A 21,452-nucleotide genomic window follows, 5' to 3' on the forward strand; every position below is an offset into this window, starting at 1 on the left:
AAAAACTGTCTAGTTATGAAACCACAACTGTCTATTTTCTTTATTCTATTTTCAATTTTATCAATAGGACAAACCAAAGTAAAAGACACCATAACCCGAAGAGCCAATATTGGATTTATCCAAAACGGAAATGCCGTTTCTTTTAAACCCGAAACGCCGCCGTTGATTCCAATTGCAGGTGCTCCAAAGCCAAGTTATTCTTATTTATGGGAACTCGGCGACGGACATTACAGTAAAGAAGCAGAGCCAAAACATGTGTATAAAAACAAAGGAACATACACCACAAGGCTCGCCGTAACCAACAATTACGACAACGGAAAACCTCCGGCAACACGCCCTAAAAAAGTAGCCGTAAATGATATTACAGATACTAATTATAAAGACATTGCATCTATTGCAGATCAAAATGGTTTTGCGATCCTGAAAAACTGCGATCCTATTCCAGAGCAGGAAATGGTAGTCGTAGTAAGTTATCAAAATCTCGAAAATTATGTTTCAAGCGGCAAGCTTTATCTTTTTTATAATGAGAAACAATTCAAACATAATAACTTCGAATTAAGTGATTTTAGAACGTATGCAAACGAACGTGAAGTAAAAGAAAACTTAGTTGCATCGGTCGATGATCTTGATGATTCGAATAATTTTGTGGCTTCCGCCGAAAACAGTTTCAAACTTAAAAAATACCGAAATACAACTACCGAAGAAGATCTCGATGCTTCACTTTTAGATGCTAATAAAACCTATCATAATGTTTCGGTTTTAGAATTTGATGATGCCAATCCGGGAGAAACCCGCAATGTTTTTTATACGTTTAAGACAACTCCGGAAATGATAAAAGATACAAGCGCAACGGTTACAATGCGCGGTATTTTTGTTCCGAATCGAAGTTATAAAAATCATAAGATCAAAAATCTTGAAATGGAAATCGTTACATCTCACGACCCAAATAAAATGGGTTCTAACGGACGTTTTATGAATTACAGATTAGTGCGTTTTAAGAGAGTAAATTTTAAAACCCGTTTTCAAAATAATGGTGAAGGTCCGGCGAGAAAAATTCGTTTAGAAACTGATATTCCGGATATGTTTGACAAGAAAACTTTCCAGATTGAAAGTATGTATCCCGAATGTCCCATTTGTCCAAAAGGCGAAGAACCAACCGTGAGCTGTCTCGATACGATTATTAAACAAAAGCAAATTATATTTACGTTTAAGAATATTTATCTTCCGGGAACGGAACAAAAAAATGTTCAAGAAAAAGACAGTACAAAAGGTTTTGTAAAATACTCGATGAAGTTTGGAGAAGATTTTCATAAAGTAAAAACCAAAAGCCGAACTTCGATTATTTTCGATAAAAATGAACCTATTATTACCAATTATGCCACTACCCGATTTTTACCGGGAATTTCGATTGGCGTAAAAGCCGGTTACAACTTTTATCCTGATCTGGACAAATCAACGAGTTACTTTGTTGGAGCAACGCTTTCGCCTTTTAAATCGTATCGTTTTTACTGGCAGGTAGAATGGGTAAATGCTTTAAATCAATATAATAATGCGGTTACTGTTGTAGATCAAATAAATACGAATGCAAACGGAGTAAGACAATTAATACGCACCACTACAGCAACTGAAAATAAAAACATTAATTGGGAAGTTCCTGTTTTGATTCGGTATAACATTAATAATTATATCGGAATTGGCGCCGGAATTCAGGCTAACATAAATGTCTCGCAAGAACAAAATCAGAACTTAACCATTGATACTTATGAAGGCGATAAAGAAAACTTTTTGATTGGTACAAAAACAGAAACCAACAATGTGAAAACTTCTTTTACTGATATCAAAACGGGGCTTTTGTTTGATTTAACGGCTGGTTTCGCCAGAATTGGCCCAAGTTTGGGTGCACGCTACGTAATTAATTTTGAACAAAATTTTAATTACTTTCAGGTTTATGGAATATGGAAATTTTAAGGTTATTCCACAAAGACACACAAAAGATGCACAGAGATACACGAAGATTTTTTATACTTTGTGAATCTTTACGAATCTCCGTGAAATAAAATTTAGCATGAAATTATATCACTTATATGGTTTAATCTTCCTTTTTATAAATCTGAATGTTTTTGGACAGAATCAGGAAGATAAAATATATAATGCTGTTGATAGTTTTGTTGCTCATCCTTCCGCGAAAGCGTTACAAAATTTAAACGCTGCAGAAACTGATTTTTGGAGAAATCCAAAACCTAAAACCAACGATGAATTGTTAGCCATTGTGGTTTTAAACTGCAATAAAGCGTATTATGAAAATCAGTTTGGGCAGACACAAAATGCGATTTCGAGTTATGAAAAAGCCTGGCAGATTTACCAAAAATACAAACTCAGCAATTACGATATTATTGAATTCTGCTTAAAACCTTTGGGAAATTTATATACGGTTTTGGGTGATTATGATAGTGCTGAAAACACTATTAAACAATACTTTTTTATTATAAATACTTCGAAAAATTATCCTGATGCGCAAAAGCAAAAATTTGCTGCCATTTTGAATTTATCTAATGTTTATCAGAATTCAGGGAAAGTTTCTTTAGCAATTGAACTTTTAGAGAACACTTTAAAAACGGAGAAATTATCGAATTTGCAAAAGGGAATTTTATGGAATAATTTGGGGAATAATTATTTACTAAGTTCTGGAGGAAATTTATTGATTCCTGAAACATATAAAAAAACTGAAAACGCATTTAAGTCAGCCGTAAAATACCTTGAAAATGAAAAAGGGCAATCAGAAACTTTATCAAATTCTTATAGAAGTCTTGCCACATTTAATCGTCAAGGATATAATTTAAAAGAAGCAAAACCTTATTTAGACAAAGCCGAAAAACTTCTTCTGCAAACAAAAAATCAGCAACCTAGAAAATTGGCAAAATTGTATTATGAAAAAGCGTTGCTGCTTTTTGATGAAAGAAAATATGATGAAAGCACAAAGCAGATTTCTGATGTTTTTAAAATCCTGATTCGAAATTTCAATTCTAAAGATATTCTTCCAAATCAAAACCAATTGTATGCCGAAACAGTTTTAATCGACGCAATTGATTTGCAAGCAGAAATTCTGCAGTTGAAGCAGCCTAAAAAAGCTTTAAAGGCTTTTGACCTTTCTTTTTATATTGAAGATTTATTGATGAATTCACTGGTTTATGAAAACTCAAAAATTATATCTCAATTACGATCTCGTAATCGAACTGAAAAATGTATTTCGATTTACAGTAATTTATATGAAACGGAAAGAAAAGTTCAATATTTGGAAGAAGCTTTTCAATTATCTGAAAGAACAAAATCGGGAATTTTGCAACGTTATCGTTCGAATATTAAAAACGCTTCCGCAAAAGAAAAACAGCTTTTGCAAGAACTTCAAAATCTAAATAATGCGATTTTAAAAGAACAGCAAAAAGGAGATTTAGCGGATATTTCAGAAATAAATAATCTTATAAAAAACCAAAATGAATTGATGCTTTCGCTGAAAAAAATTCAGTCTGAAAATCAAAATTATCTTCCTGAAAATTGCGACCTAAAGACCTTATTTTCAAAATTAGAAAATGATAAAGCTACGATGGTTTATTATTTTATGGGTTCTGAAAAATTGTATTATTTTACTTTACAACACAATCGAATTTCATTAAATCAAGTTCCTATTGGAGATGGAAAAATAGTGAATATTCTTTTTTTTATAAATTATTTTAATGACGCCAATTCAATTACAAACGATATTACAGGATATAATCGTTCTGGAAAAGCGGCTTACGATTTATTAAACCTACCAACTAATTCGGTTTATCAAAATCTAATAATTGTTCCTGACGGAATTTTAAATTTCCTTCCTTTTGAAGCATTAATTACTCAGGAATCAAAAACAACGAATTTTGCTAAAATGCATTATTTATTGAACGATTTCAGGATTGCTTATAATACCTCAGCCAATATTTATCTGAATTCAAGACCTGTTTCAAAATCAGAGAAAACGGTTTTAGGAGTTTTTCCGGTTTTCGAAAAGACGGCTTTTGAATTGAGTTATTCTAAGAAAGAATTAGAATCGATTCGGAGTAATTTTAAGGGGAAATATTTAGAAAATTCGAATGCCAGTTTTTCTAATTTTAAAAATAATGCTTCCAATTATTCTATCGTCCATTTGAGTACACACGCTTCATCTGGCGATATTGAAACTCCGGCAAGTATTAAATTTTATGATCAGGAAATCTTATATTCTGAATTGTATAATCTCCATATAAATCCTGATTTAGTGGTTTTAAGTGCCTGCGAAACCGGAATTGGAAAATTGTATAAAGCCGAAGGCGCCATGAGTATTGCAAGAGGTTTTCAGTTTGCGGGCGCGCAGAATCTGCTGTTTTCTTTATGGAAAGTAAATGATTTTACAACTTCGGTTTTTATGACTGATTTTTATAAAAATGTCAAAAATGATGTTTCTTATTTTGAAGCAAATTCGAATGCAAAATTGGAATATTTAAACAACAAATCGATTCCTAATGCGAAGAAATCACCTTATTACTGGAGTTCATTTGTATATTACGGATCAATTTCGGCAGAAGAAAAATCCGGAAATTATATCTATTATGCGATTAGTTTATTGATTGTAATTGGCTTATTTTTGATTTTCAATCATTATCAAAAATGGAAAATCTTCACGAGGTTCTCAAAAAAGAGAATTATAAAAAAATAAAATTCAAAGTTACTAAAACACAGCATCTTTCTATAAAAGCAAAAATTAATGGCGTTTCGGGAAGTTTCATTTTAGATACGGGCGCATCAAATACCTGCATTGGTTTTGAAAGCATCGAACGTTTTGAATTATCTGCAAAAAAATCCAAAACAAAAGCTTCCGGAGCGGGCGGAACCGGAATGGCAACGCAGATTTCTTCTCAAAATTCATTACAATTAGGAAACTGGAAAAACAAAGGTTTCACTATAGTAATTTTTGATCTTTCGCATGTAAATGAAGCTTTACAATCGTATAAAGCAAAACCTGTTCACGGTATTATTGGTGCAGATGTTTTGCTTGAAGGTAAAGCGATTATTGATTATTATAATCATTATTTGTATTTAAAATAGTAAAATTCCAAATTCCAAATTCCAAATTCCAAATTCCAAATTCCAAATTCCAATCAGAATAAAAAATCTAAAATCTAAACTCATAAATCTAAAATTAAAAAATCCCAAACTCCTTTCGGAATCTGGGATTTTTTCGTCTAAAATTAAATCAATTAATGGGTATGTTTAGGGTTAAAACCGTCTTCGCTTAATTCTGTGTGCTCATAATCGGCAACCATTTCAGCTTCGTAATCGATTTTTTCTCCTTTAGATAATCTGCGTATGATTCCTTCCATTATTTGGTAGATAACAGGAACCACAATCAAGGTCAGGAATAAAGAAGAAATTAATCCTCCGATAATTACCCAAGCCAAACCGTTTTTCCATTCAGCTCCAGCTCCAGATGCTAATGCAATTGGGAACATACCAAATACCATCGCAATTGTTGTCATCAAAATTGGACGTAAACGAGCGTGATTTGCCTGAATTAATGCATTTCTGATTGATTCTCCAGCTGCTCTTCTTTGGTTGGTATAATCGACAAGCATGATCGCATTCTTACACACCAGACCAATCAACATGATGATACCTAAAATAGTAAAGATATTTAATGAATTATTCGTTAAAGCTAATGCTAATAAAGCTCCAATAAATGATAATGGAATAGCAAACAGTACGACAAACGGGTGAACGAAACTGTCATATAAACTCACCATTACAAGGTAAACCAAAATAATAGCGGCTAATAATGCAATTCCTAAAGTACCAAATCCTTCAGATTGATTCTCCTGGTCACCACCCCAAATGTAGTTTACTCCAGCTGGTTTGTTTAGTTTGTCTAATTTTGCCTGCCATTGTGTAACAATTGTTCCTGACGGAACCCCCACGTTCTGTCCTTTTACAGTTACAGATGCAGATTTATCTCTACGCTCTAACTGGCTAGGTCCAGAACCTTCTGTAATATCTGCAAACTGAGACAGTTTAATTTGCTGTCCTGCTGAATTTACGAAAATTAAGTTACTTACGTCAGTAATACTTTTTCTGTCAAAAGCATTGTATCTAATATTGATATCGTACTCATATTCACCAGCTCTGTATTTACCGTCTGTATTTCCACTAAAAGCAGTCTGCATAGTTAAACCAACTGTTTGAAGTGTTAATCCTAAAGCTGCCATTTTATCACGGTCAACTTTTACGTTAATCTCCGGATTTCCGTCTTCAACCGTTAATTTAATCTCTGTTGTTCCGGGAATTGTGCGTAATTGTGCTTCGGCTTGTTTAGCAAAAGCCATCGCTGCTTCTGTTGAAGGTCCCGTTACGATTAATCCTAATGTAGCATCTTCTGCTGTACCTAAAATACCAACCGGAACTGTTTTTACTTTTGCTCCAACCAATACTTTTTCAAGTTTACGTTTGATTTTTGCTGCGTAAACATTCGCATCATCTGTACGATCTTTTTGTTCGATCATTTTTACATCAATCTCTGCTTTGTAAGCAGTTGCCTGCGATGCTCCAAAACCTTCACTGGTTTGTCCTACCGTTGTAATTTGACTGTGAACGTATTCCTGAGATTTTAAGAAAGCTTCTGCTTTTTGCGTCATAAAGTTCGTTTGTTCTAACGAAGCATCTTTTGGCATCTCTATTTGAACTAAGAACTCTCCACTATCAGAAGATGCGAAAAACTCTCCTCCAATAAAACCTCCAAGTCCAAAAATTGATCCGAAGAATAATAGCAATACCAGAATCACTGTTTTACCGTAATTATCCAAACACCAGGTTAACAATACAGAAATCCAGTTGGTGAAACGAGTTAAATAATCTTCAAAACCAAGAATAACTCTTCCAAAGAAATTCTTTCCTTCAATATGTTCTAATTTCCCGAAACGAGATGACAACCAAGGAATAATGGTGAAAGAAGCTAAAAGCGATAACATCGTTGAAATAATTACCGTAACACAGAATTGTGTAATAATATCAGATACTAAACCAGAACTCATCGCAATTGGAAGGAATACTACAACAATTACTAAAGTAATCGAAGTTACGGTTCCACCAATTTCAGCCGTTCCATCATACGATGCACGAATTCGGCTTTTACCCATTTCCATGTGCCTGTAAATGTTCTCCAGTACCACAATCGCATCATCGACCAGAATACCTACAACGAGAGATAATCCTAATAAACTCATTAAGTTTAGTGTATATCCCATTAAATAAATTCCGATGAAAGTTGCAATTAAGGATGCCGGAATAGAAACCATTACAATCAATGAGTTTCTAATACTGTGCAGGAAGAACAACATTACAAGTGCTACCAGAATTACCGCAATCAATAAATCGTGCACTACAGAGTCTGCAGCTTCAAGAGTAAAGATGGTACTATCTTTTGCAACTTCAAGTTTTAAATGATTTTTTTCATAATCTTTTTCAAGAGTTGCAATTGTTTTTAATAACTGCTCACTTACGGCAACGGCATTCGCATCAGATTGCTTTACGATTTGTAAAACGATCGCACTTTTTTGATCTACACGAGAAATTTTCTCGGCGATTTTTTGCGTATCCTGAACGTCGGCGATTTCACCTAAACGTATTTGGATTCCGTTTTGAGAAGAAACTACAAGGTTTCTTAATTCTTCAACACTTTTATATTTACCCGCTAAACGAATTAATATTTTTTGATTACGAGTCTGGATGTTTCCTGTTGGGAAATCTAAGTTCGAAGTCAAAATATTTTGCTGTACCTGCGGAACAGATAATCCGTAACCCTGCATTTTTACAGCATCAAGGTTTACCTGAATTTCACGTTCAGAACCACCAATAATATTTACCTGAGCAACACCTTGCACACGAGATAAAATAGGCGCAATTTTTTTGTCAATTAAGTCATAAAATGCTGCTTCGTCCATTTTTCCGTTGGCACCAAGCGTCATAATTGGTAAATCACTCAGCGAGAATTTAGTTAATGCCGGTGTTTTAACATCTTCTGGCAAATCACTAATAATCGCGTTGATTTTACGCTGTGCATCATTTAAAGAGAAATCGACTTTTGCATTTGATGTCAGTGTAATCGAAACAATAGATAAACTTTCGTATGATTTCGAATCAATTTTCTTGACATTTTCTAAAGACGCAATCGCATCTTCAATTTTCTTTGTCACTGTATTTTCTACCTCACTTGGAGAAGCTCCCGGATAAATAGTAGAAATTGTAATAACGTTCTGTTCAAATTTTGGGATCAGCTCATAACCTAACTGGCTGTAGCTGAACAATCCACCAAGTGTTAGAATTGTAAACAATACAATTACCAACGACGGACGTTTTATGGATATTTCGGCTAATTTCATATTTTTTTAATGCTATAGGCTTTAGGCTGTAGGCTTTAAGCTTTAAGGTTTAATTCATTATTTTATTTAAGGCTTTAGGCTGTAAGTTTTAGGCTTTTTAAAAAGCTTATTGCCTACAGCTTAAAGCTTACTTAATAATTTCTACTGTATTTCCGTCTTGTAAGTTAATCTGACCTGTAACAATTACTTTTTCTCCATCAGATAATCCTTTGATAACTTCTACTTTATCACCCAAAATTCTTCCAGCAACAACTTTTCTTAATTTTGCAACACCGTTTTCAGCAACAAAAATTTCGTTACTATTAACACTTCCTACGAATGCATTTCTAGGTACAACCATCAGGTTTTGTTTTTGTTGGTTTGATGCAAAGTTTGCAGTTCCGTACATACCTGCTTTTAAGTCGTTGTTTGCATTGTTTGTGATTTCAATTTCAACTGGGAAATTTAAAGATTCATCTGCTTTTGAAGCGATGAAAGTGATTTTTCCAGAGAAATTTTTATCAGGATAAACACTAGCCGTTACATTAATATGGTTTCCTACTCTTAAGCTTGCAACCTGATTTTCGTTTACTGTAACTACTAATTTTAATTTAGAAACGTTTACGATATCAAACAATGCTGTAGCTGGCATTCCTGCTAAGATAGATCCCGGCTCAATGTATTTTTTATTAATAAAACCGTTGATTGGCGCTTTTACTTTAGTATCTCCAACATTGATGTTAGCTTGTTTTAAATTAGACTCTGCATTTGTCAAAGCTAATTTTGCCTGATCTAATTGTTGTTTTGTTACACCACCTGTTTTAAATGCATTTTCGTATCTGCTGTAATCAGATTTTGCATTTTGAAAAGCTGCCTGAGCTTGTTGTGCACTTACATTAATAACATCTCCTCTTACAGTTAATAATGTTTGTCCTACTCTTACGTAGTCACCTTCTTTAGCTAAAACGCTGATTACTTTTCCAGATTTTTCAGCAGAGAAAGTCAATTCCTGAATTGGCTGAAAGTTTCCGTTTGCAACGAAATCTAATGAAACTTCTTCTGTTTTTACCGGAGATATTTTTACTGAAACTGCTGCATTTTTCTCAGCTACGATATCAGTTTTTGCCTTGTTCTTTTTCTTATTATTATTTAAGACATATCCAATTACACCCAGGGCTGCAATTATGATTACGATTGTTGTAATAGTTTTCTTCATTGTAATTAGTTATTTAATAAGAGATTTTAGTTCGCCTTTTGATTTGATTAGAGATATTTCGGCAATTTTATAATTTAAAACTGCTCTTGTGTAATTATTTTGTGCTTCAAGTGATGCGTTTTCAGCATCTAACAAATCGGTTAAAGATGCCAAACCCTGAAGGTAATTGTTTTTTGTATTGCTTAAAATTTCAGTTGCCAAACGCATGTTTTCTTTTTGATTCTCGATCGTTACAAGATTGTTTTCGATTTGCGCAATTGCATTTCTGTAATCTAAATCAAGTGAAAGTTTAGTGTCTTTAATATCTTCCTGAAGTGATCTGATTTGAACATCAGCTTGTCTTACTTTTGCACGAGTTCCAAAACCTGTAAAGATTGGTACATGTAAGTTTAATCCAATTGAAGAGTAATCTGACCAGTAAACGCCGTCTTTTGGTTTTGCAAACCAAGGCAGTTCAGGACCCTGACCAATGTAATTGTATCCTGCTGTTAATGAAAGTGTAGGGTAATAGCCCGCTTCGACAGCTTTCTTATTGTATACTAAAAGCTCTTCTTGTTTTTTCAAAAGCAGATATTCTGTTCTGTTTTCAACATTTGGAAGTTCTGTTAATGCTGCAGGAACCACTTCAAATTCTTCTTTTGGCATATCAATTTGAGTTTCAATAGGCATTCCCATATAAAACTTCAATGCATTTTCCTGTAAAGTAATTTGATTTTTAATTTGCTGACGTTCAGTATCGATATTTGACATTTTTACGATAATACGATCTAAGTCAATTTTTTTGGCTAAACCGTTATCAAATTGTCCTTTTACGATATCACGAACTTTTGTTGTGTTTACGAAATTGCTGTCTAGTAAAACCAATCTCTCTTTTTGAACATATACAGAATAGTAGTTATTTGCAACTCTTTCAATAACCTGTTCTTCTGTCAGTTGATCGTTTATTTGATAAAATTCACGAGTCGATTTTGCAGCTCTTAAACCTGTAAAAACAGATTGATCAAAGATTGCCTGAGTTAAAGAAAGTCCTGCATTTGAGGTCCATTTTTGACCAAATGCTGCCTGAATTGTAGTTCCCGGCTGGCCAAATCCTGCTCCGTCAATTACTGTTGTTTGAATAACCGGATTGTATGTTAAGTTTCCGTTTGCAGAAATTTGTGGCAATGCTCTTGAACGCACTTCCTGAATTTTGTATTCACTGTTTTCAACCTCCAGTTTTGCTTTTTTAGCATCGGCTTTATTTTGAAGCGCATAGTTAACTGCGTCTTTTAAGGTTAAAGTTGTTACTTGCGCGTTGGCCGACAGACCAATTGTGCACAAAAATATAAGAACTATTCGTTTCATATGAAGTTAAATATTATTTATAGATTGATGATTAAACTCTAATTTTTTTAAGCTGTTTTTCTAATTCAGCTATACCTTTTGCGGTTGCCATTGCTCTGGTATGATATTCTAATGCTTCTAATTCTATTTCTTGTGCTTCTCTTTCAGAAACAGTATTTTCATTGATGTGAAAAATTAAAGTGTAATAAAATCTCACGTAGATATCTATATTTAAATCCGGGCGGTATAATCCGTCTCTGATTCCTTTTTCGATATTTTCTTTAAAATATTGTGTACATTGATCGATTTCGTATGACAATATATTTTGATAGATTTCAGGATAATGTTTTTTTAACTGATAAATTGGAGATGTGTCAGTATTGTTTTTAAACATATCACGAAACATTTCTCTAATTTCAAAATTCTCATGAATCGAGTTGAAGTTCTTAGCCACAATACCATCAATTATTTCGTGAACTTGTCTGTGAACTGTCGAAGTACTTTCTTCGATTAAAACTTCTTTATTGCAGAAATACTTGTAGATCGTTTTTTTTGAAATACACATTTCACCCGCAATATCATCCATTGTAACACTCTTAAAACCAAGCTTTAAAAATAGTTCGCTTGCTTTTGATATTATTTTCTCTTTCATTTTGATTTTTCCAATTGTATCACAAATATAAGTAGGAAACTAAAATCTAAAAAATAGTTTCCATGATATTTGTAATAATTTTACATTAAATTATTCATCATGTAAGATTTATATACTAAATTCCAGATTGGCAATTAGTTTAATATCTTTTCCAAGAGCTAAACCGCCGTTATGATTGTATGAGTTGTAATCTAAACCAAAATCCTGACGTTTAATATCTCCTTTAATTTCAAAAGCTACTTTTCTTTCTCCGTTATAGGTATTAACTCCAATAAATTCTGCATCAAGTTCTACAACCCTTGTAACATCTTTTATAGTTAAATCCCCTTTGAAGAAATTTATATTGTTGTTTACTTTTTGAAAAGAAGTCGATTTAAAGCTGATAATAGGATGCTCATCTACATCAAAAAAGTCCTGAAGCTGCAGATAAGTATCTATTTGCTGAAAACTTTCGTTTTTGTTATTAATATCTAATGAGAATTCAACCGACGCATCTTCAATTTCATTGTCATCAATATTCACATAACCGCCAAATTTATTTGTTGTTCCTCCTAAATAAGCGATTATCGAATGTCTCATTTTAATTAAAACATCTGATTGTGTTGAATCTAAGGTCCATGTTGTTTTCATAAGTATCTGGTTTTATTGAGTTTATAAATCACCCAAATTGCTTATGGAAACTTTTACAGTGTTTTGAGTTTCCATTTCACGGTGCAAATATATACAGGAAACTCTAAACACCAAAAAAGTTTCCACGTTTTTTTTAAATATTTTTTAATTCCTTGAAAATACGGCACTTTAAGCTCCTTTTTAAATGGAAACTTTCATTTAAATTTTAAGAAACTAAATTCATATTTGAATTGTATCTTTGAGCCACAATAATCAGAATTTCATTTTATGCACGATATTAGTCAGTACCAGGATTTTTTTATTGAATATTTAAATAAACAAGACATACATAAAGAACCTACAAATCTTTACGAACCTATTGAATACATTTTACAACTTGGCGGAAAACGCATGCGTCCTGTACTTACTTTAATGGCCGCAGAAGTTTTTAATACTGATTATAAAGTGGCACTTCCGGCGGCAATGGCGGTTGAAGTTTTTCATAATTTTTCGCTTGTTCATGATGATATTATGGATGATGCGCCTTTGCGAAGAGGACAAGTTACGGTTCATGAAAAATGGAATTTAAACACGGGAATTCTTTCTGGCGACGCAATGCTGATCTTGGCGTATCAATATTTTGAACAATACGAACCGGCAGTTTTTAGAGATTTAGCAAAGCTTTTTAGCAAAACGGCTCTTGAAGTTTGCGAAGGACAGCAATGGGATGTTGATTTTGAAAAAAGAAATAACGTAACCATTCCAGAATATTTAAAAATGATTGAATATAAAACTGCTGTTCTTGTTGCTGCTGCCATGAAAATGGGTGCAATTGTGGCCAAAACTTCAGAAAAAGAAGCTGATGCAATTTATGATTTTGGATTGAATTTAGGTTTGGCTTTTCAATTACAAGATGATTTTTTAGATGCTTTTGGAGATCCGGAAACTTTTGGAAAACAGGTTGGCGGCGATATTATCGAAAACAAAAAAACCTATTTATATATAAAAGCTTTAGAGTTTTCTTCTCCTGAAAAAGCTTCAGAATTACAGAAATTATTCAGCTTACAATTAGATGATAATTCAGAAAAAATAGAAACCGCAAAAGCTATTTTTAACGAATCAGGAGCTTCAAAAGCAACTCAGGAAGCGATTGAAATGTATACTTTTAAGGCTTTTGAAACTTTAGAAAAAATGGACATTAACGCTGAAAAGAAAGATATTCTGAGAACTTTCGGTGAAAATTTAATGGGAAGAAAAGTATAGAAAAGGGCTTCGACTTCGCTCAGCCTGACAAACGTTATTATAGAACTGAGTGTCATCCTGAGCGAAGTCGAAGGCTGTTTAATTAGAAAAGTTCATCAGGATCAACTAAATCTGATAATTTTTCTTTCAAATCATCTTCTAAAATTGTTAAACCGTATTGAAAAGAAGCGTTCATCCAACCAAAACCTTCTTCTGTTATATAATTAAATTCGGTTCCTACGTTTCCGTATTCGGCGAAAATTTTATGTGAACTTATTGATAAATCAAATTTCTCCGGAATTGTTCCGTTGTAATCAACTGCATTTCTGGTAATAAGCCAAAGCCAGCGATAAACCATTTCCTGTGCTTCTTCATTAAAATTATAATTCAGCAGGCCTTCCCACAAAAGCATTTGATGCGGTGCCCAGCCAAAGGGATAATCCCATTGTCTTGTTGGCGAATTATCATCAAATCCTGCAATTGATTCTTTGGTACTCCCGGCAATTCCGCCTTTCATTTTAAACTTTGGAAGTGTTTTTTTAACCAAAATATCGGCTTGTTCTTGGGTGCTTATTTTTGCCCAAAGCGGATAAAAAGTTGTTGCTGCATCAAAAACATGCTGTTTTTCGTTTACAAAATCATAATCAAAATAAATTCCATTTTCAGAATTCCATAACAATTTGTTTATTTTTTCTTTTCTGGAAGAAGCTTTTAAAAGCCAATAATCACTTGAAAAAGATTTATCTTCAAAATATTGAAATTCATTTTTAAAGTATTTCTTAATCAAAAAAGCAATGTCAGTTTCGTATTTATAGAGTAAGCTGTTAATTGCAACCGTATTTAAATTAGCGCAGACTCCAACCAATCGATGTGTGGTGTCGTGGCCGCTTTCTCGCATGCTTCGATCGTGTGTAAAATATTTATCGAGTTCAGGATCAACAATTTCTCTTTCGAGATATTTCTTTTCGAATTCACGTGTCGATAAATTATATTTTGGTGCATATTGTTCCAGAATATCATCAAAATGCCCTTCTTCAACCTCAAACGGAAGCCCGATTCCTTCTGCTTTATAGCGATTTAAACCATTTGCCGTAAGCCTTTTTCCTTCTTCCATCCAAACCGTTAGATATTCTTTTATAGCGGTTTTTAAATGTCTTTCTATCCAAAAAATATCTGGACTTGAGTTTTCTAAAACATCTATAATCAGCGATGTATATAACGGAGGCTGTGTGCGGGTTAAATAATAACTCCGATTGGCGTTTAGAATTTTTCCGTAGTGATCAATTTGATATTTAAAGTTCTCGGCAATGCCCAAAGCAAGTTCAATTTTGTCATCGATCAAGAGCCCTTTGGCTATAAAATAACTATCCCAGCCGTACATTTCATTGAATCTTCCGCCAGGAACCACAAACGGAACGCCCGAAATTTCATTGTTTTTTATTTGAAGTGCCAAGGCCAGAATTCCCGGTTTTTGATTCAGCGATAAAACATATTCCGGTGTAATGTTTTTTGGCAGTTGCACCACTTTCAACTTTGGAATTGTGGTTTCTAATTTCTTGAAATAATCAAAAACAATTTCGTCGCCAAAAGGCACATATAAATAGGCAAACTCATTTTCGATTTTATCGTCTTCCAGAATTTTCTTTACGCCTGTTGCATCAATTGTTCGGGTAAGACCATTCCAGTATAAGTCTTTTATTTTTCTTGAAATACGTTTTACAGGATCTTCGGTGATTTCATTTAAATCGATTATTGCAAATTCAGTATTGTTTTTTTTAGCTAAAGCCAATTCCTGCAATAAATTCGAAAGCTGATAAGTTCCTTTAATAACTGCCGGATTTCCATCTTGGTCGTACAGTAAAAATTTCTTTGGACCGTTATCATCAATCGTTATTTTTTTATCGCCGTCAGTATCTTCCTGAGCCAATAATTTTTCGATGGTTTGGGTTATATGTAATTTAAATTTCATCTTTTGCAGTTATTTTTTTAAGAATAAAAAATGAGATCAGTAATAAAGTCATTGGGATTAACGTAAAATAAAAAGCTTTTTCCGGTCCTTCATTTTTAAAAAGCCAGCCTGTTATTCTGGACCCTAAAGTGCCGCCAAGAGCAGAAAAAATTACGATCAATCCAGTCATGGAACTTTGTAAATTCTTTGGTAAAGCACTTAATACAATTGAATTTAATAACGGATAAATAGGTGCAATAAACAATCCGATTAATGGAAAAGCAAATCCAATTAATGGAATATCTGAAAGTGTATTGATGTTTTTTACTTCTAATCCAACTGTTTTTGGAAGTACAAAAACGACAATTAACATGGCTGAGATAATACAGACACTTAAAACCCAAATCCAGTTTACTTTTTTAGTTACGATTCCTGCAATAAGTCTTCCAATTGCTAATGAAATAGCCAAAATGCTGGCCATCATAATACTTATATTTTCCGGTAAATGAAGCACTTTTGTATTGAATGTGGGTAACCACGAAAGTATTCCCTGTTCGATCATTACAAATAAAAAGACGCTGATAACAAAAATAACAGTCAGCAGTTTTGCCATTAATTTGAACATCTGCAAAAAATCATCTTTGAGGTTTGCTCCTGCTGCGACTTCGGCTTCTTCGAATTTTATAAAGAGTAAAAACAGAAAGGATAAAAAAGATAATCCTGCTAATAACCAATATACATTTAACCATGAATTTGGATCGTTTTCGTTATTAAAAGCCGGAAATAAAAAATATGCCAAAGCAATTCCCACCATAAAAAACCCTTCGATACTGCTCATTAAAGCGTTGTGTTCTTTCTTGGTTTCGGTTACGGTTCCTATTAACGAGTAAACGGAAACTTTTATCAGGGCAAATGAAACGCCAACGGTTGCAAAAAGGATTTTAGCGTTATCAAACGAGTTTCCAAAATACATAGAAATACAGGCCAAAGTCACTAAACCCAATCCTATTAACATCGCTTTTCTATAGCCAATTCTTGGTAAAAAAGAAGCTATAAAAAAGGATACAATAGCAATTGGCATGTCTTTAAAAGCCTCTAAAATACTCGCCTGAACTTCGTCAACTCCGTAATTTTTTTGCGATTTTAAAATCACGATTCCTACGCTGTTTAATAAAATAGCGAAGACAAAATAATTGAGGTAAAGTGAGATTTTAATTCCTATGTTTTTCATTTTCTATTTGTTTTGTCTATGCTTTGTGGTTACTGTGCGGAGACGCACTGCTGTGCGCCTCTACAGTAACTATATACGTATATTTAGAATTTATTGATTTAGAAATTAACCGCTACAGAAAATCTAAACGCACGTCCTAAAATTGGTCTAGCCATAAACACATCGCTTGCTGCAGATGTTGTTTGTCTTGGATCTCCTTCGGTTAAACCAATTTCGTTGAATAAATTCGAAGCATCGACTGCAAAACGAAGATTATTATACGTGTAATTTAAACCCGCCCCAACTTCTTTATAAGCCGGCAAAACTTGTCTGTTATCCTGATTCGTGAATTTTTTATCGTAATAAGAAAACTGAACGTAAGCTGTAAAATCTTTTGTGATATCAACTTCTGGTCTTAGGTTGCAGAAAAATTTAGGGATTCTTCGTGCCGTATTTCCGTTGAAATCAAAAGTCGAACCATCTGCATTTGTTCCAGTAAAATTATCGTATTCCGGTTTTTGAACGGTGAAGGTAAAGTTCAGTTTTACGAATTCATATCTCGCATTAGTTTCTACTTCAAGACCAATGTTGTTTACATCGGCAAATTTATTTTCTGAAGATCCATCAGATAAAATATCGGTGAAAGCAACATTTTTTAAATTCATGTGAAACAAATTCGCATTGACAGAGAAGAAAGAATTTGAATATTTATAACCCAATTCAAACTGATTTACTTCTGTATTTTCAAGTTTGCTTAAATCTGCTGCATTATCATAAAACGACTCTTCAATTGGAGATCTAAATCCGTGGCTGTAACGAACATACGAAGCCATATTGTCATTAAATTTATAATTTCCAGCTGCTGTATACGACCATTCGCTTACATCATATCTCCAGTATGTATACGGATTTCCTTTTACAGTTGTTACCGCATCATCAGCTGTATTGTTGTCTAAAATTCCTAAATCTTCCGCAAAAAATCTTGCGTTGTCTCTATATCCAGAATATTTGTCTTTATTGTATCTTAAACCTGCGTTAAAAGTCAAATTATCTGTCGCTTTAATTTCTGCATCAGCATAAACATCATTCAAAAGTCCTTTAGTTTGTGCATCTCTTTCTAACCAAGTAATTCTTTCTACACCATTCCAGGTATGCTCAACTCCAGTTGTATTATCCGTTACGTTTAATAATCTTGGATTGTCTGAAACACTTACTAAATACGAATTCCAGTTCCAATATTGGTTTGATTTCCAGTTAGAATAGTAGTAACCCGCTGTTAATTTCACTGGATCTAAATCAAAAGAAAAAGAGAAATTATTCGCAAAGTTGTTCATCTTTTTCTGGATGTGCCAAAGATCTGCTCTCATTATTAAAGCATTAGGATCAAGTGCTGCGCCATTATCTACATACGTATAATCAAGATTTCCGGCTGTTGTGTTTTGAACTCCCGTTGCATAAGCATCTTGTGTCCAAGGGCCTCCATTTGGGAAAATAGCATTGTAATTTAAATCGATGCTCGTTTGTTTGAAAGCATTTTTGAAAGTAACTTTATCTGATATTTTCTTTTTGAATTCAGCTCCAATTGAGTTGATTACAGGGTGAGAACCATCTTCTAAATCTGCGCTGAAAGTTCCGCCTCCATATTGAGGAACATTTAAATGACTGAAATTAACTGAAGTCAATGTTCCGTAATTTGGATTAAATCCGTCGATACCTTCAATTTTTCCGTTGTTACTTTTTAAAGGAATTGGTAAATAGAATGTGTTTCTGTCGTCAAGATGTTTGAAGTTAACTCTTAAATAATCGTTGTCGTCAAATTTATAAGTAATATTTCCTTTGATTTGTCCTCCTTTATTAGCTGTAAAACCAGTATTTCTAACACCATTATCAGCTCTGTAAAATCCACCGACATTAAAAAACAATTTATCCTGAATTAAAGCACCCGATAAATTAAGATCTGTTCTGAACATTCCGTAATCTGAAGTCGTGAATTTTGCTCTTCCCTGAAAATCATTTTGACCTGTTTTCGAAATAAAGTTGATGATTCCACCCGGAGCATTGTTGGCAAAAATTGAGGCAGAACCTCCACGAACAGCTTCCATTTTGCTTACGGTTTCGTCAAGTCTGTAAAATGTATCGGCGTTGGCAAATTGTAATGCACCATCTTCAAAAACAGGCAATCCGTCTTCCTGAATCTGCACATATTCATAAGCTCCCGCAGAAGGAATTCCTCTTGCAAAAAGGTTGTTTCCAATTTCTCCTCCAGATGCTTCAACCACAAATCCCGGAATTGTCTGCAATAAAGCCGCCGTACTTGATGGCGCTCTGTCTTCGATTGCTTTAGCTCCCATTGTAGTAATGGCAACACTCGATTCTAATTTTGATCTCGGAGAAGATGAACCTGTTACTACAACTTCTTTCAAACTTTGTGATTCGGTTTCTAAAAGTAAATCTGCCACTACAGATTCTCCTTCTTTTACCGAAATTTCCTTACTGTATGTTTTGTAACCCACATTTGTTGCTTCTACAACATAATTTCCGGCAATAACATCAGTAAAAACATAACGTCCGTTTTCATCTGTTATGGTATTTTTTCCTGTGTCTTTTAAAGACACATTTGCTCCCGGAATTGATTGTCCGGTTTCATCTAATACTTTTCCAGACACCGTGTTTTTTGCCTGGGCAAATAAATTATTTGGAACAGTAATTAGGCACATTATCAAAAATAATATACCTAAATAAGAATGTTTCTGTTTCATGATTTTTTTGGTTTAGTTAGTAAATTTTTCATTTATACTGTAAACTTAAAACACTAATTAAACACAATTTAGCAATTCTAAACCGAAAACGTTTTCGAAATCACCTAAAACGTTTTCGGAAACATATTTTTTATCAATGAAGTTTATTTTTTAGTACATTTATTTCATGAATGATACAAAATTAATAGATATAGCCTCAGCCTTAGGAATATCGGTTACAACGGTTTCAAAGGCCTTAAAAGGATATACAGACATTAGCAAATCGACGCGCGCCAAAGTTATTGAAATGGCCGAAACGATGAACTACATGCCTAATTCTGTAGCGGTTAATTTAAGAACTAACGAAACCAAAACCATTGGTGTCATTATCCCTGCAACGGTTCATCACTTTTTTTCGAGCGTATTAAATGGCATTTTAGAAGAAGCTGAAAAAAGAGGGTATTTGGTCATCATTCTGCAATCAAACGAAAAATATGAAATGGAGAAAAAACAGCTTGCTTTATTGATTCAAAAGCGGGTTGACGGCGTTTTAATGTCGCTTTCGAACGAAACGGATGATTTCTCTCATATTAATGAAGCCATCCGAAAAAATACGCCGGTTGTTTTGTTTGATAAAATTGCCAAAAGGGTTGATTGTTCTAAAGTGGTTATTAATGATGCAAAAGCTGCTTATGACGCCGTTACGTATCTTATTAATAAAGGCTATAAAAGAATTGCACATTTTAGAGGTTCGTATGTCCCGCAAAATTCTATTGATCGTTTTTTAGGTTATAAACGCGCGCTTGAAGCCCACGGAATTGAATACGATTCGAAGTTAGTTTACGTTTGCGACAATAATACTGATTTTGAAGACGGTTACGAGAATGCTCAAAAAATCATGAATGAACATCCTGATATTGATGCTATTTTTGCCATTACGGATTTAGTCGCTATCGGGATTATTAAATATTTTAATGAAGCAGGAATAAAAACGCCGGATCAGGTTGCGGTTTTTGGTTTTAGTAATTGGTTTATGAGTACAGTTATTTCACCTAAATTAACGACAATTGATCAGCCCGGATTTGAAATGGGACACACAGCGGTTTCTATTTTAATTGATGAAATTGCCGACATAAAAGAACACAAACCTGTTACGCATCAAATTATAGAACTTCCAACGAGAATCATTGAAAGAGAATCAACGGTTAAATGATTTTTTAGTTTTAACTTTGCCTCAATTCTTAAAGAGCATCAATGTTTCCAATTCCTGAAAATACCGATTTTTTATTGGCTGATGCCGAAAGAGAAAATTTATATTTAAGTTTGATTGAGCAAATCAATAAAGATTTTAATCTGGCCAATGAAGGAATTGATTTTCCGCTTAGTATTTCTCCCGAAGAACTAAAAATCCAGCTTCACGAAAAAATCTACCGAATGATTCAGTACAAGTTTGCTGAATATCTGAACCTGCTTTATATTATTGATGTTTCTGAAATCGAAATCAAAAAACTCGATGGTTCTGATTTGGTGATTTTAGCTGAACAAGTTTCTTTTTTGATTTTAAAAAGAGAATGGCAGAAGGTATGGTTTAGAAACCATTACAAGTGAAAAAGATGCTGAGATTCTAAGATTTTTCAATACTTGTTTCCCAACCATCATAATCTCCATTATATTCAATTGCCTTTTCCCATAAATAGATTGCATATTCATTTACACTATTTTCATCTACTTTATCAATTCTTTTAATTTGTAATTGGTATGGAAATTTATCTTTAATTGTATTCGAGCTTACAAGAACAAAGCCTTTTTTAATAACTTCTTTAAGATAATTGTTTTTGTCATTCTCATTTTTAAAATAAATCCAATGAAAAACCTCTCTTGGTACAATAAGTTTATCCCCTCCATCAATTAAAGCTTTTATTACTTTTTTATTTGCTTCTTTTTCTGCTTGCTTTCTATCTTCAAAATTATTTACTTCTTTTTTTTGACATGAGGAAATTCCAAATAAAACCCCTAAAAGTATAGTCAAGTATTTTTTCATATAATCTATTTTCCCTAATTAAAAATCTTAGAATCTCAGCATCTAAGAACCTTAGA

General features: G+C 33.4%; 15 protein-coding genes. 6 read left to right on the forward strand and 9 right to left on the reverse strand.

Going from position 1 to position 21,452, the window contains the following annotated elements; translation table 11 throughout:
• The first annotated feature begins 15 nt into the window (after positions 1–15).
• The 3 genes from ASD98_RS17320 to ASD98_RS17330 all read left to right on the forward strand — a co-directional run bounded on the left by ASD98_RS17320 (position 16) and on the right by ASD98_RS17330 (position 5,115).
• A complete protein-coding gene (locus ASD98_RS17320; protein WP_056206731.1) occupies positions 16–1,968 on the forward strand; it encodes a PKD domain-containing protein in 1,953 nt (650 codons plus the stop codon).
• Positions 1,969–2,065: 97 nt separating this feature from the next.
• Positions 2,066–4,726, forward strand: coding sequence for a CHAT domain-containing protein (locus tag ASD98_RS17325; protein ID WP_056206734.1), 2,661 nt, complete (start codon positions 2,066–2,068; stop codon positions 4,724–4,726).
• Positions 4,678–5,115: a retropepsin-like aspartic protease gene (locus tag ASD98_RS17330; RefSeq protein WP_056206737.1), complete on the forward strand. Its 438-nt coding sequence runs from the start codon at positions 4,678–4,680 to the stop codon at positions 5,113–5,115. Before ASD98_RS17325 ends, ASD98_RS17330 begins: the two co-directional genes overlap by 49 nt.
• Before the next feature lie 152 nt (positions 5,116–5,267).
• Here ASD98_RS17330 and ASD98_RS17335 read toward each other — a convergent pair whose 3' ends face one another.
• The 5 genes from ASD98_RS17335 to ASD98_RS17355 all read right to left on the reverse strand — a co-directional run bounded on the left by ASD98_RS17335 (position 5,268) and on the right by ASD98_RS17355 (position 12,238).
• Positions 5,268–8,438 (reverse strand): efflux RND transporter permease subunit, encoded by a 3,171-nt coding sequence (locus ASD98_RS17335; RefSeq protein WP_056206741.1) that lies wholly within the window; start codon positions 8,436–8,438, stop codon positions 5,268–5,270.
• 127 nt (positions 8,439–8,565) lie between these two features.
• Positions 8,566–9,633, reverse strand: a complete 1,068-nt coding sequence (locus ASD98_RS17340; RefSeq protein ID WP_056206744.1) for an efflux RND transporter periplasmic adaptor subunit — start codon at positions 9,631–9,633, stop codon at positions 8,566–8,568.
• A 9-nt stretch (positions 9,634–9,642) separates the two neighbouring features.
• Positions 9,643–10,977, reverse strand: coding sequence for a TolC family protein (locus tag ASD98_RS17345; RefSeq protein WP_056206748.1), 1,335 nt, complete (start codon positions 10,975–10,977; stop codon positions 9,643–9,645).
• A 31-nt stretch (positions 10,978–11,008) separates the two neighbouring features.
• Complete coding sequence (locus ASD98_RS17350) at positions 11,009–11,608, reverse strand: TetR/AcrR family transcriptional regulator (protein WP_056206751.1); 600 nt, start codon at positions 11,606–11,608, stop codon at positions 11,009–11,011.
• Positions 11,609–11,716: 108 nt separating this feature from the next.
• Positions 11,717–12,238 (reverse strand): YceI family protein, encoded by a 522-nt coding sequence (locus ASD98_RS17355; RefSeq protein WP_056206754.1) that lies wholly within the window; start codon positions 12,236–12,238, stop codon positions 11,717–11,719.
• 267 nt (positions 12,239–12,505) lie between these two features.
• Between ASD98_RS17355 and ASD98_RS17360 the strand changes: the two genes are divergently transcribed.
• Positions 12,506–13,480: a polyprenyl synthetase family protein gene (locus ASD98_RS17360; RefSeq protein WP_056206757.1), complete on the forward strand. Its 975-nt coding sequence runs from the start codon at positions 12,506–12,508 to the stop codon at positions 13,478–13,480.
• 82 nt (positions 13,481–13,562) lie between these two features.
• Here ASD98_RS17360 and ASD98_RS17365 read toward each other — a convergent pair whose 3' ends face one another.
• The 3 genes from ASD98_RS17365 to ASD98_RS17375 form a co-directional block, all read right to left on the reverse strand.
• Positions 13,563–15,428, reverse strand: a complete 1,866-nt coding sequence (locus ASD98_RS17365; protein WP_056206762.1) for an alpha,alpha-trehalase — start codon at positions 15,426–15,428, stop codon at positions 13,563–13,565.
• Positions 15,418–16,638: a sugar MFS transporter gene (locus tag ASD98_RS17370; RefSeq protein WP_056206765.1), complete on the reverse strand. Its 1,221-nt coding sequence runs from the start codon at positions 16,636–16,638 to the stop codon at positions 15,418–15,420. The genes ASD98_RS17365 and ASD98_RS17370 overlap by 11 nt, the downstream gene beginning before the upstream one ends.
• Before the next feature lie 98 nt (positions 16,639–16,736).
• Positions 16,737–19,376, reverse strand: coding sequence for a TonB-dependent receptor (locus ASD98_RS17375; protein ID WP_056206768.1), 2,640 nt, complete (start codon positions 19,374–19,376; stop codon positions 16,737–16,739).
• A gap of 166 nt (positions 19,377–19,542) precedes the next feature.
• Here ASD98_RS17375 and ASD98_RS17380 point away from each other — a divergent pair, with 166 nt between their 5' ends.
• Together ASD98_RS17380 and ASD98_RS17385 are read left to right on the forward strand one after the other, a co-directional pair.
• Complete coding sequence (locus ASD98_RS17380; RefSeq protein WP_056206771.1) at positions 19,543–20,568, forward strand: LacI family DNA-binding transcriptional regulator; 1,026 nt, start codon at positions 19,543–19,545, stop codon at positions 20,566–20,568.
• A 41-nt stretch (positions 20,569–20,609) separates the two neighbouring features.
• Positions 20,610–20,963 carry a hypothetical protein gene (locus ASD98_RS17385; RefSeq protein ID WP_056206774.1) on the forward strand — a complete coding sequence of 118 codons (354 nt, stop codon included), beginning with the start codon at positions 20,610–20,612 and terminating at the stop codon, positions 20,961–20,963.
• Between the two features lie 16 nt (positions 20,964–20,979).
• Here ASD98_RS17385 and ASD98_RS17390 read toward each other — a convergent pair whose 3' ends face one another.
• Positions 20,980–21,396: a ribonuclease E inhibitor RraB gene (locus tag ASD98_RS17390; protein WP_056206778.1), complete on the reverse strand. Its 417-nt coding sequence runs from the start codon at positions 21,394–21,396 to the stop codon at positions 20,980–20,982.
• Positions 21,397–21,452: the final 56 nt, after the last annotated feature.

This window comes from Flavobacterium sp. Root186, assembly GCF_001428525.1.
Classification (GTDB): domain Bacteria; phylum Bacteroidota; class Bacteroidia; order Flavobacteriales; family Flavobacteriaceae; genus Flavobacterium.